The 12,485-nt window shown below is 63.9% G+C and carries 12 protein-coding genes; all 12 read right to left on the bottom strand.

Features of this window, described 5'->3' with window-relative positions; all coding sequences use genetic code 11:
• Nucleotides 1-8 precede the first annotated feature (8 nt).
• Nucleotides 9-500 (bottom strand): hypothetical protein, encoded by a 492-nt coding sequence (locus JAB1_RS13750; RefSeq protein ID WP_070280290.1) that lies wholly within the window; start codon nt 498-500, stop codon nt 9-11.
• 92 nt (nt 501-592) lie between these two features.
• The gene (locus JAB1_RS13745) at nt 593-1,360 is read right to left on the bottom strand and encodes a transporter (RefSeq protein ID WP_244965256.1); all 768 of its coding nucleotides are present in this window, start codon (nt 1,358-1,360) and stop codon (nt 593-595) included.
• Between the two features lie 77 nt (nt 1,361-1,437).
• On the bottom strand, nt 1,438-3,093 hold the full coding sequence (locus tag JAB1_RS30545; protein WP_275527769.1) for a methyl-accepting chemotaxis protein: 1,656 nt from the start codon (nt 3,091-3,093) through the stop codon (nt 1,438-1,440).
• A 183-nt stretch (nt 3,094-3,276) separates the two neighbouring features.
• Entirely contained in the window at nt 3,277-4,659 is a 1,383-nt protein-coding gene (locus JAB1_RS13735) for a copper oxidase (protein WP_070280288.1), read from the bottom strand.
• A gap of 2 nt (nt 4,660-4,661) precedes the next feature.
• Nucleotides 4,662-6,020 carry a TolC family protein gene (locus JAB1_RS13730; RefSeq protein WP_070280287.1) on the bottom strand — a complete coding sequence of 453 codons (1,359 nt, stop codon included), beginning with the start codon at nt 6,018-6,020 and terminating at the stop codon, nt 4,662-4,664.
• Between the two features lies 1 nt (nt 6,021).
• Complete coding sequence (locus JAB1_RS13725) at nt 6,022-6,363, bottom strand: hypothetical protein (RefSeq protein WP_070280286.1); 342 nt, start codon at nt 6,361-6,363, stop codon at nt 6,022-6,024.
• Between the two features lie 120 nt (nt 6,364-6,483).
• Nucleotides 6,484-6,909: a hypothetical protein gene (locus JAB1_RS13720; protein ID WP_070280285.1), complete on the bottom strand. Its 426-nt coding sequence runs from the start codon at nt 6,907-6,909 to the stop codon at nt 6,484-6,486.
• A 41-nt stretch (nt 6,910-6,950) separates the two neighbouring features.
• Nucleotides 6,951-7,487 (bottom strand): hypothetical protein, encoded by a 537-nt coding sequence (locus JAB1_RS13715; protein ID WP_139144549.1) that lies wholly within the window; start codon nt 7,485-7,487, stop codon nt 6,951-6,953.
• Between the two features lie 135 nt (nt 7,488-7,622).
• Nucleotides 7,623-9,173, bottom strand: a complete 1,551-nt coding sequence (locus JAB1_RS13710; protein WP_244965258.1) for a sensor domain-containing diguanylate cyclase — start codon at nt 9,171-9,173, stop codon at nt 7,623-7,625.
• A 166-nt stretch (nt 9,174-9,339) separates the two neighbouring features.
• Nucleotides 9,340-9,897 (bottom strand): NAD(P)H-dependent oxidoreductase, encoded by a 558-nt coding sequence (locus tag JAB1_RS13705; RefSeq protein ID WP_070280283.1) that lies wholly within the window; start codon nt 9,895-9,897, stop codon nt 9,340-9,342.
• Nucleotides 9,898-9,985: 88 nt separating this feature from the next.
• A complete protein-coding gene (alr, locus tag JAB1_RS13700) occupies nt 9,986-11,104 on the bottom strand; it encodes an alanine racemase (RefSeq protein WP_254672088.1) in 1,119 nt (372 codons plus the stop codon).
• A gap of 13 nt (nt 11,105-11,117) precedes the next feature.
• Complete coding sequence (locus JAB1_RS13695) at nt 11,118-12,407, bottom strand: D-amino acid dehydrogenase (protein WP_034783073.1); 1,290 nt, start codon at nt 12,405-12,407, stop codon at nt 11,118-11,120.
• Between the last annotated feature and the right edge of the window lie 78 nt (nt 12,408-12,485).

Below are 12,485 nucleotides of genomic sequence, written 5' to 3'. Positions count from 1 at the left end.
CCTGCGTGTTAATCCCTGTGCCCGTTGCCATTGCCGTGACCATTGCCATGGCCCTTGCCCGGCTTGTTGTCATGCTTGTCGCGCTTGTCATCATGCTTGTCAAAGTGCTTGTCATGCTTGTTGTCATGACGGCCGCGGTCACCGTAATCGGGACGGCCATGGTCGCCATGCTGCTGGCGGTAACGGGGCACATATTGGTTGTTATACCAACTATCCTGGACGAAATATACCTCTTGGTTACAGGCATTATACTTGCGGCAGTGCTTCGACCAGTTTTTCGCATGGCCGGGCGGCACGCGCAGATAAATGGGGCGCGCCGAATAGTATTGCGGGCGCTGCACGATGACGGGCTGGGCATAGATCAATTGCGGCGCTGGATAGTCGCCTATGTCGATGCGTCCGTAAAAGCCCGGCTGGCCGACGGTGACGGAGACGCCAACCTGGGCGACGGCAGCGGTAGCGGCCGACAGCAGGACGGCGGCGAGAATGAGGGTTTTCATGGGACACTCCTTTTATCAGTTATGCCGCAATTGTAGACCTTGTACAACCAACTGTTTGTTCGCAAGGACACATAAGGAAAGCCGTGGCAATCTCACCACAGCTTACCCAACGGCACGACCAGGCCGCTGAACAGCGACCAGTCCGGCGACGCCGCCGTCACACCGCGCGCCAAGCCGATATCGATGGCCAGCCGCGGCGTGGGACTGTAGGTGGCGGCCAACAAGAGCTGGGCCGTGGCCGGCACACCGCGCAAGCGCGTGCCCGACACTTCCGCCGTGGCGCCCCAGCGGTCGCTGACGGGCGTGGAAAAGGAGGTCGCCCAGCCCGTTTGCACCCTGCCCGCGCCAGGGTCCGATGCCCCCAGGCGCGTGGCGTTCAGGTTGGCATCCACGTGCACGGCGCCCAGGTCGCGGCTGAGAATGCCGTTCAGCGACACGTCGCTCTTGCCGCTGCCGATGCTGTCCTTGGCTGTCGGCAACTTCCAGCCCAGCTCCAGACCCAGGGCCGTGGCGCTGTCGAGCAAAAAGGCCCGCTTGAGCACGACCGTCGTGTCGCCCACGCCCGTTTCGCGCCGGCCCGTTGCGTCGCGCGCGCGCACGAAGCCCTCGCCTTCCAGCAGCACGCCCCATTCGGGCGTAAACGCCAGTTTGAACGTGTACGGCAGGCTGGCGCGGCGCGTGCCGTCCGTTTTCGACAGCAGGCCGCCGGCCTCGAATTCCAGCTGGCCCGGCACGGGCAGCTGGGCGGGACTGGCCACCGAAGGACGGTAAGGCAGGACGGGATCGCTGTCCTGCGCCTGCGCCAGGGGCGCCAGGGACAGCAACAGCAGAGGTAAGCACAGCAAGCAGGAAGACGGCATGAAAGACCCGGAAGTGGTAAACGCGCAATAGCGACAGCCTACCACCGCCGCGCCGATTGCGCCCGATCCCGCCGCCGTCAGGCCAGGCGCCGCACGCCCTGCCTGGCGGGTGGCGCCGGCCGGCGCAGCGGCGTGACGTTGCTGGACGCGGGCACGGCCATCTGTTGCGCCTGGGCATGCAGGCGGAATACGCCCACCAGTTCCGTCAGGGTTTGCGCCTGGTCTTGCAGCGATTCGGCGGCGGCCGCCGCCTCCTCAACCAGGGCCGCGTTTTGCTGCGTCACCTGGTCCATCTGCAGCACGGCCTCGTTGACTTGCTCGATGCCGGCACTTTGCTCGGCGCTGGCGGCCGTGATTTCCTGCATGATGTCGGCCACCTGGCGCACGCTGGCGACCACCTCATCCATCGTCTTGCCCGCGTCATGCACGAGTTTGGAACCGATCTCCACCTGCTCGACGGAGTCGCCGATCAGGGTCTTGATTTCCTTGGCGGCACTGGCAGAGCGCTGCGCCAGGTTGCGCACTTCGGATGCCACGACGGCAAATCCGCGCCCCTCCTCGCCCGCCCTGGCCGCTTCCACGGCCGCGTTCAAGGCCAGGATATTCGTCTGGAAAGCGATGCTGTCGATGACGCTGATGATGTCGACGATCTTGCGCGAAGACGCATTGATCGATTCCATCGTCTGCACCACCTGCCCCACCACGGCGCCGCCCTTGCCGGCCACCTCCGAGGCGGCACCGGCCAAAGCATTCGCCTGGCGCGCATTGTCCGCGTTCTGCCGCACGGCCGACGTCAGTTGTTCCATCGACGATGCCGTTTCTTCCAGCGAACTGGCCTGCTCTTCCGTACGGGACGACAGGTCGAGGTTGCCCTGGGCGATTTCGCCCGAGGCCGTGTTGATGGTGTCCGTTCCCGAGCGCACCTGGCTGACGATGCCCACCAGCTTGTCGCGCATGGTTTTCATGGCAAACAACAGGCTGGCGCTGTCGTGGCTGGCCGTGCGGATATCGACGGTGAGGTCGCCCTCGGCGATGGCGCCGGCGATCTTGACGGCATACGCCGGTTCGCCGCCCAGCTGGCGCGTCAGTCCGCGCGTGATCAGCGCGCCCAGCGCCAGGCCGGCGGCCACGCTGCCCAGCACCAGCGCGATCATGAAACTGCGGCTGGCCTGGTACACGCCCGAGGCTTGCTCGGAAGCGGCCTTGGCGCGCTCTTCTTTCTGCAATGATAATTTGTCGAGCACACCGTCGAGCTCATCGGCATGCAGTCGCGTCTTGTTGAGCAATTCGATCAGCTGCGCGCTGCGCTGGGCCAGCGGTTCGGCCGCGGCCAGCGTGAGCGCCTGCTGCATGGTGACGACGTACTCGGCTTCGACGGCGGCAAAGCGGGCAAACAGTTCCTTGGCGGCCGGCGTGACGAACAGCGGCTGGGCCTTGGCAAGATAGGCCCTGTTTGAATCGAGAAATTTGGCGATGTCGGCCTGGCGCGTGGCGCGTTCCTCGGCGGTCGTCGCCAGCAAGAAATTGCTGCGCGCGCGGCCCACCTTGATCAAGGCGATATTGGCTTCCTTGATATACGACAAGCCCAGCAATTCATGGTTGTACATCTGCCCCGCCATGGTATCGATCTTGCCCATGTTGAAGATACCGATGCCGGCCACGATGGCCCCCATTAGCGCGACGCAAAAAAAAGCCGCCAGCAAACGCGTTCCCACCTTCATCCGGTTCAACATGATTTCTCCCATAAGACTGGCCGATACTCGATGTAACTGGAGCGTACTGGCTTGAATATAAAGAAAAAACACGGAAAAAAATGCTCGGATTGTCACCAAACAACAATTCATTGATTTATAGCAACACACGAAACGGCTTGCCATGCTAGGCAAGCCGTTCAGGACGGTACCTGATTGCCCGCGTTAATGGCCCGAGTGGGCGCCAGGTTTACGCACCGTCATCTCGACGCCGCCTTTCACCACTTGCTTGCCCGCACCCTGGCCGCGCACGGGTTCCGGCAAGGCGCCCGTCCATTCATAGGCCACGCTGCCGGCCGGGTGCTTGTACCAGCCCGGGTCGCGGTAGTCGCCCGGTTTCTGGTCCTTGCGCACCTTGACTGTGGTAAACATGCCGCCCATGCCGATGGCGCCGAAGGGGCCGTCGCCCGCCATCATCGGCAAGGTATTGTCGGTGATCGGCATCTGCATCTCGCCCATGTCGGCCATGCCCCGCTCGCCCATCACCATGTAGCCGGGCACGAGCTGGTTGATCTTTGCGGCCACGCCCTGGTGGTCGACGCCGATCATGGTGGGCACGTCATGCCCCATGGCATTCATCGTGTGGTGCGACTTGTGGCAGTGGAAAGCCCAGTCGCCCAGGTCCGTGGCCGTGAATTCCACGGCCCGCATCTGGCCCACGGCCACGTCCGTCGTCACTTCGGGCCAGCGCGATTCGGGGCGCGTCCAGCCGCCATCCGTGCCCGTCACCTCGAATTCATGGCCATGCATGTGGATCGGGTGGTTCGTCATGGTCAGATTGCCCACGCGCACGCGCACCTTGTCGCCCTGGCGCACGACCATGGGGTCGATGCCGGGGAAGACGCGGCTGTTAAACGTGAAGAGGTTGAAATCCGTCATGGTCATGATCTTCGGCGTGTAGCTGCCCGGATCGATGTCGTAGTTGCTGAGCAAGAAGACGAAATCGCGGTCCACCTTCATGAAGTTCGGGTCTTTCGGGTGCGTCACCCAGAAACCCATCATGCCCATGGCCATCTGCGTCATTTCATCGGCATGCGGGTGGTACATGAAGGTGCCGGGCCGCTTGGCGACGAATTCATAGACGAAGGTCTTGCCCGGGGCGATGCCGGGCTGGGTCAGGCCCGTGACGCCATCCATGCCGTTCGGCAAGCGCTGGCCATGCCAGTGCACACTGGTGTGCTCCGGCAATTTATTGGTGACAAAGATACGCACGCGGTCGCCCTCCACCACTTCGATGGTGGGTCCTGGCGACTGGCCGTTGTAGCCCCATAGATTCGCCATCATGCCGGGCGCCAGTTCGCGCACGACGGGCTCGGCCACCAGATGGAATTCCTTGACGTTGTTGTTCATGCGCCAGGGCAAGGACCAGCCATTCAGGGTGACGACGGGGTTGTATGGACGCCCGTTCGGTGGCGGTGGCGGCGCCTTGGTGTCGGCGCCAGCCATGCTGACGGCTTCCGGCAACGATGCCGCACCGACTCTGCTGACAGCGGCGGCACTCAGGGCGACAGCGCCCGCGTTCATGAAAAAGTTTCTACGTGTAATCATCATTATTCCTTGTTGGCTGGGCCGCTGCCATTGATGGCGCCTTGCAGTTCGGTTTGCGCAATCCAGAAATCGCGCTGGGTCTCGATGGCGCTGTTGACGCTGGCAACCTGTTCGCGCGCATCGGCCAGCAGTTCGAACACGCTGGCCAGCATGCCGTTGTAACGCAGCAATACTTCATGCGAGATCGTCTTGCGCAGCGGCACAACTTCATCGCGGTAGTGGCGCGCCAGGTCATAGGCCGTGCGGTAGCTCGAATAAGCCTCGCGCACTTCCGAGCGGGCCCGTACGGCCGTGCCTGCCGTGCGCTGCAGCGACTGCTCGTACAACGCTTGTGCCTTGGCATTGCGCGCCGAGCCCCAGTCGAACAGGGGCAATTCCAGCGAGACTTCATAGCCATTTTCGCGCGGTGCCTCGCTGCTGCTCTTGTTGGTATAGCCCACGTCGAGCACGTTGACGAATCCCGTCACCTTGGCCAGGCCCAGCGCGTCGGCCGTGGCATGCGCGTCGAGTTTGCTCATCTGCACGTCGAGGCGCTGCTCCATCGCCTGCGCCTCGATATTGCCCGCCTCGGCTGGCTTGGCCGGCAAATCGGGCAAGCGCGACGGCAAGGTGAAGGCCGTTTGCTTGCCCCACAGGCCCAGCAAGCGCGTCAGGTGCTCGCGCGTGGCCGTGGCCTGGTGGCGCGCGCGGGCCAGGTCGCCGACGGCGTCCGCATAAAACACTTGCTGGCGCGCCTGGTCGAGGCGGCTCCAGTTGCCCGCCTGCTGCAAGCGCGTGGCCAGTTCGGCGCCCGCCTCGGCCGACAGCAGCGCCCGCTGCATGAAAGCTTCCGTCTGCACGGCGGCCACGGCATTGAAGTAGGCGCGGCGCGTGTCCGACGCCAGTTGCACGGCGCTATTGGCGGCCTGCAGCTTGGCTTGCTCGAAACGGCCCTTCTCGATGTTGACGCGCATCGGCATGGTCAGCAGGCCGGCCAGGTCGAAGCTGACGCCGCGGTCGATTTCATTGCCGTGACTGCCATGCGAGCGGCCGAACGACAGGCCGGGATTGCGCAAGCGCCCCGCCTGCACCAGGTCCGCTTCGGACGCGCCCAGTTCGGCCAGCGCCACCTTCATGCCGTGGTTGTTCATCAGGGCGATGCGCACGGCGCTGTCGGCATCCAGGGGCTGGGCCAGCAGGGCAGCCAATTTTTCCTCGCCGCCCTTGTCGGCCAGCGCTGCGGGAGCGCCCGTGCGGGCGTCGGCCAGCGCGGACACCGCCTGCATGCCGCCATCCTGGCTGAAGCTGGCGCAGCCGCTGAGCAGCAAGATTGCCGCCAGCGCCAGCGGCGTCAGGCAAGTTGATTTTGTGAAGCGGGCCATGTCAGTGTCCTTCATGCTGGTGTTGCGGGGCGGGCTGGGCATCCGGCTTGGGACCCGGCTTATCCATCGGCATCTTGTGCCCCTCCATCTTGTGGCCATCCATCTTGTGGCCATCCATCTTCATCATGCCCATGTGGCCGCCGGCCTTGCCGACTTTCTCGTTGACGGCGCGCCAGGCCTGGTCGGGCGTGGCGTCATCCTCGGCGGCGGGACGGTAGCCGAGGAAGGCGGAGCGGTAAGTGGTGGCAGGCACGGATGCCTGCGCCTCTTGCGGGGCGGACGGGGATTGCGCTGCGGCGGCCAGCGGCAGTACAGCCAGCGCAAGGCTGAACAGGTGTTTCATGGTATTCCTTGAATGACAGGGTGTGGCGCGGCGGGCGCGCGACTGGAACGCTGGCGCGGCCGGTGCAAGGCTCAAGATGCTGGGACGTGCGACGGCGGCACCGCCAGGTTCAACGGGCGGTCAGGCGGAGCGCGTGCTTCTCGGGGGACGTTCGGGACCAGGCGGGATATGCCCGGCGAACAGGGAATCGGGCGCCAGCGCGGGAGGCGGCGCGCGCAGGGTCAAGGCATGCAAGGCAGGCATGCCGGGCGGCGCCGTGGCGCCCACCGTACACGCGCCATGGTTGCTGCAATCGTGGCCGTGGTGCGTGACGCCGCCATCGTCCATGGCCATTTTCATCGGCTGGTCCTGCATGTGCATGCCGGCCATGTCGCCCATGTCATGGCACTGGGGTGCCGGCATGGCCTCGGCGGCAACCGTGACGGCGGCCACCAGCTCGTCCACGCAGCAGCTGCGCATGGCCGACGCAAAGCCCTGCATGGGCAGCGTGACGGCCAGCAGCCAGAGCAGCGAGCGGACGAGAAAGCGGAAAAAGGCACGGTTCATGGCGCCACTATAAACCTTCCCACATGAGGAAGGTCAAGCCCCTATTTGCGCCGGTAGCCGTGCGTCAGCCAGATGACATAGATGCCGTAGTAGCCCTGCCCTTCGAAGATGGCCTGGCCATCGGCAAAAGACACTTTTTGCACTTCATTGACGGTGAAATACGCGCGGGCATCTGCCGCCTCGACATCACCCCAGTAGCGTGCGCGCAGGGGCCGGTAGCCGCTGGCGCGCCCGATCGCGTCCATCAAATCGCTGATCATGAAGTCGTACAACATTTCGGCCAGCAGCGGCCGGTGGCCCGCCAGCATGGCCGTGATGTCGGGATAGCCGGCCTGCATCAGCTCGGGCAAGTCGCTTTCCTCGTCCTGCAGGTCGTCTTCGCGGCAAGTCTGGATAAAACTGTTAAACGGCTCGTCAAGCAGGCCCGCCAGCGCCGTTTCCGGCACGCTCAGGCGGAACGGATGCAGCGGCAGCACGCTGTGCTGGCCATAGTTGAGTCCGCGGCATCCGAGGAAGGCCAGCGGGTGTGGCCGCCCATTGACGTCGCAGCGGATACCAAGTTCTTGCTCAAACGTCATCAACATCCAACCCTGCCATGTCCGTTATCCTCGTTGTACCTCATCAGGGCTATATGGTAAGCGCTGGCAGGCAAACGGAACAGGCTCAGATGCAATAGAAAACAGCGTATCAGTTCATGCCGCACGGCCCGCCTGTCAGGCGGGCTCCGTGATGCCCACGCAATTGCGCCCATTTTCCTTGGCCACGTACAGGGCCGCATCGGCGGCGCGCAGCACGGCGTCCGTATTGCCCGCCTCCTGTTCCGACGATACGACGCCCAGCGATACCGTGACAAAGCCCGCGCCGGGAATCACGGCGGCGGCTACCTTGGCGCGCAAGCGCTCGGCCACCTGCATGGCCACGTCGAGGTCGGCATCGGGCAGCAGCATGATGAATTCATCGCCGCCATTGCGGCACAGTACGTCGGCATCGCGCGAACAGGCGCGCATCAGCTGCGCCAAGCGCAGGATGACTTCGTCGCCCACGGCATGGCCCCACTGGTCGTTGACTTGCTTGAAATGGTCGATATCGATGGCGATGACGGAAAACGGCCGCGCCTGTGCCTGCCACGCATCCAGCGCCGCCGCCATGCCGCGCCGGTTCGACAGCCCCGTCAGCGGGTCCGTCTGCACGTCGGTCTTCAACTTGCCGATCTTGTTCTGCAACAGCGCCAGGCCCTTCAGCAGAGCTTTCTTGATTTGCGCCGCCTCCACGTACCAGGAGCGGATGGCGGCGATGTGCTCGGCAGTGCCGGGCGCATCCATGCGCCGCGCGCCCTCGGCCAGCTGCACCAGGGGCCGCGAAATCAGGCTGGCCAGCCACCAGATGAATGGCAGGCTCAGCAAGGCAATCGGCAGGGAATGCCATACCGTGTTGGCCATCAGCTGGTTCAGCGGGGCCAGGGTCATGGCCGTGGGGCGCTGCGCCACGATGCCCCAGCCCGTCGACGGCATGATGGCGTAGCCGGCCAGCATGTCCACGCCCAGGCTGTTGTGCATGCGCCGGTTGCCGCCGCCCTGCTGCGCGATGATGGCGTCGATGACTTCATTGCTGCCGGCCACGTCGCCCAGGCGCTCGGGGTCCGGGTGGTACAGCAGGCGCCGGCTCTGGTCGACCACGTACAGGTAGGAACCGTCGCGGTAGTAATGCTGGCCCAGCATGGTGTACAGGATGTTTTTCTGTTTCAGGTAGATGCTGCCGCCCACATAACCCAGGTAGCGGCCATCCTTGCCGAGGATGGGATGCGAAATGAAGACCACCAGGTTGCCGGCCGAGGACACGTACGGCTGCGTCACCAGTGGGCGCCGTTCGCGCAACGCCTGCACGGCACCGGCCGAATCGAGCGTGCGGTTCTTCAAGGCCAGCGTTTCCGGCGACACGCCCAGCACCTTGCCCTGGGCATCGACGATGAGCACGGAATTGAAGCTGTTCGTTTGCAGGCGCAGGCGCTGCGCCTCGTCCGTCAGCCAGTGCTCGTCGCCCATGCGCGATGGCAGGCTGCCAGCGCTGTAGGCCAGTTGCTGGCGCGCCGACTGCAGGAAGTCCTCGGCCGTGCTGGCCAGTTTGCTCGCGTAAGCGTGGTTCGCTTCCAGGGTGGTATCGATCAGCAACTGGCGCTGGACGCTGTAGCTGGCATAGAAGGTATTGGCCAGGGACACCAGGGCGCTGGCGAAGGCCACGAGCACGATCAAACGGCGCAAATTCATGCGCAGAACAGGTTTAGTCCACATGGGTCGGCAAAAAATCGGAAAGTATTGCGCTAAAGAAAGGGCGCATTATACCGAGACACCCGTGCCAATATTGAAATGTTGGCATCCATGGTCAAAGAATGTGTACAAGCGGCAACGCAGAGCGCTGCCGCCTTGATATGCGTCAAGCGTGGATGGCGTGCTTGCGGACCCAGTCCGTGTAGCGCTGCATCCAGCCCTGGAAGAAACCGAGGCTGGCCGGGCCGATGCCGCCATGCTCGTCGAACAGGCCTTCCTTGGCCTGGATGAACATTTCCGGTTGTCCCAGCAGCGGCACGTCCAGGTAAGCGAGCACATTGCGCAAATGCTGCTGCGCCAGCGCCGTGCCCGTGGCGCCCACGGAAACGCCGAGCACTGCGCCCGGCTTGCCGCCCCACACGCTCTGGCCATACGGACGCGAGCCGTGGTCGAGGGCGTTTTTCAGCACGCCGGGGATCGAGCGGTTGTATTCGGGGGTGAGGAAGAGCAAAGCTTGCGAAGCAGAAATATCCGACTTCAGACGCAGCACCTGCTCGGACTGCGCGCCATCGTCATCCTGGTTGTACAACGGCAAGTCGCCAATTTCGATGTGCTTGAAGGAAAATTCGGGCGGCGCCAGCTTGACGAGCGCATCAGCCAGTTTGCGGTTGAAGGAATCCTTGCGCAGGCTGCCGACGATGATAGCAACGTTATATTGACTCATATAAATCCCCGATGATGATTAAAAAGAAGCCCCGGAGTGGAGTTCACACCGGGGCTATCTTGCCACACAATCATCGGTTTTGCGCTGCTTAGCGTGCGCCGCCAGCCAGGCCTCGATACTCGCGGTAATAGCGTCCGCCCAGGTTGGTCAGCACCTCATAGCCGATGGTATTGGCCATGGCCGCCACCGCGTCGACCGGATGTTCGGCGCAGATCAGGTCGACCAGGCTGCCCGGCGCGACGCGGTCGCCGGCGATGGCACTCACGTCGAGCGTGATGGAATCCATCGAGATGGCGCCGATCTGCGGCACTTTCACGCCGTCGACGATGGCCAGGCCCTGGTTGCTCATGCTGCGCAGCCAGCCATCGGCGTAGCCGACGGAAACAGTGGCCACCTGGCGCGGCTCGCTGGCCGTGTAGCGGCGGCTGTAGCCCACGTGGTCGCCGGCGGCAATCGTGCGCGTCTGCATGACCTTGCCTTGCAGGCGCACCACGGAGCGCAGGGGATTCGGTTCGCCGCCCTGCGGCCCGATGCCATACAGGGCCGCACCGGGACGCACCAGGTCAAAGTGGAAATCGGGTGATAAAAAGATGCCCGAGGAATTGGCCAGGCTGGCGCGGTACTGCGGCAAACGGGCGCGGATGGCGGTGAAACGGGCCAGCTGCTCGCCATTCATGGGGTTGCTGCGCTCGTCGGCGCAAGCCAGGTGGCTCATGATGTAGCGCACCTTGATGCCGTCGAGAAAATGCGGGTCCAGCAGCCAGGCGTCGATTTCCTGCGGCGACAGGCCCATGCGCGACATACCCGTGTCGACCTGCACGATGGCGTCCAGTGTGGTGCCCAGCGCCTTCGCATGCGCGCGCCAGCCGGCCACCTGGGGCTCGCTGTTGAGCACTGGCGTCAAGCCATGGGCCGTGAATTCGCCTTCCGTGCCGACGGGCGGGCCGTGCAGCACGAAGATGTCCGCATCCGGCGCCACATGCGGGCGCAGGCTGATCCCCTCTTCCAGGTGGGCCACGAAGAAATGGCGGCAACCTTCTTCATACAGGGCCGCGCCCACTTGCGCGGCGCCGAGGCCATACGCGTCGGACTTCACGACGGCCGAGCAGGCGGCAGGATGCGCCTTGTCGCGCAACAAGCGGTAGTTGGCGCGCACGGCGTCGAGGTCCACCGTCAGGATGGCGCCGCTACGCTCTTTCGGAGGCATGCTGGCCCCCATCTCAGGCCACCGCGTGTTGCAGTTTGCCATTGCCCTGTGCGCCGCTGTAGCGGCTGACGGACAGGTCGTCGGCCAGGATGGCCGGCTTTTTCGACGACATCAGGTCGGCCAGCAATTGGGCCGAACCGCAGGACATGGTCCAGCCCAGGGTGCCGTGGCCCGTATTGAGGAACAGGTTGCGCAGCGGCGTGCGGCCGACGATCGGCGTGCCGTCCGGCGTCATCGGGCGCAAGCCCGTCCAGAACGTGGCTTCGGCCGTGTTGCCGCCGCCGGGGAACAGGTCGTTGACGACCATTTCCAGGGTTTCGCGGCGGCGCGGGTTCAGGTTCAGGTTGTAGCCGGCGATTTCCGCCATGCCCCCCACGCGGATGCGGTCGTCGAAACGCGTCACGGCGATCTTGTAGGTTTCATCGAGGATGGTCGACACGGGCGCCTTGGCCGCGTTGACGATAGGCACGGTGATCGAATAGCCCTTCAGCGGATACACGGGGATGTCGAGCAGCGGCTTCATGAAGCCCGTCGAATAGGAACCGAGCGCCACGACGTAGGAGTCGGCCTTGACGATTTCCGCGCCACATTGCACGCCAGCGATTTCATCGCCCTGCGTCAGCAATGCATCGATGGCGACGCCATAGCGGAACTTCACGCCCAGCGCCACGGCCATTTCGGACAGGCGCGTGGTAAACAGCTGGCAATCGCCCGTTTCATCGTTGGGCAGGCGCAAGCCGCCGAACAGTTTATCCTTGACCGCTTCCAAGGCCGGTTCGGCGCGCGACAATTCGTTGCGCTGCAGCACTTCATACGGCACGCCCGCGTCTTTCAACACTTCGATATCCTTGGCGGCGTCGTTGTATTGCTTTTCGGTGCGGAACAATTGCATCGTGCCTTGCTGGCGGCCTTCATACGTGATGCCGGCCTCGGCGCGCAGCACCTTGAAGCAATCGCGGCTGTATTCGGCCAGGCGCACCATGCGTTCCTTGTTCACCGCATACGCTTCCGGTGTGCAATTACGCAACATCTGCCACATCCATTTGAGCTGGGCAGCGCTGCCGTCGAGCGAGATAGCCAGCGGTGCGTGGCGCTGCATCATCCACTTCACGGCTTTCAGGGGAATGCCGGGCGCAGCCCATGGCGAAGCGTAGCCGGGCGAGATTTGCCCCGCATTCGCGAAGCTGGTTTCCAGTGCCGGGCCCGGCTGGCGGTCGATGACGGTCACCTCATGTCCTGCCTTGGCCAGATAGTAAGCACTGGTGACGCCGATGACGCCGCTACCCAGAATCACGATACGCATAGTTTCCTCATTATATTTTTTAGGCTGACGCCAGATTAACCGCTATCATATTGGGAAAGAGCCAGTATTTGTTCACGT

Origin of the sequence: Janthinobacterium sp. MP5059B (assembly GCF_001758645.1) — a bacterium.
Classification (GTDB): Bacteria; Pseudomonadota; Gammaproteobacteria; order Burkholderiales; family Burkholderiaceae_D; genus Janthinobacterium; species Janthinobacterium lividum.
The sequence above is the reverse complement of the archived record's forward strand: the minus strand, read 5'-3'. Positions and strand labels throughout refer to the sequence as shown.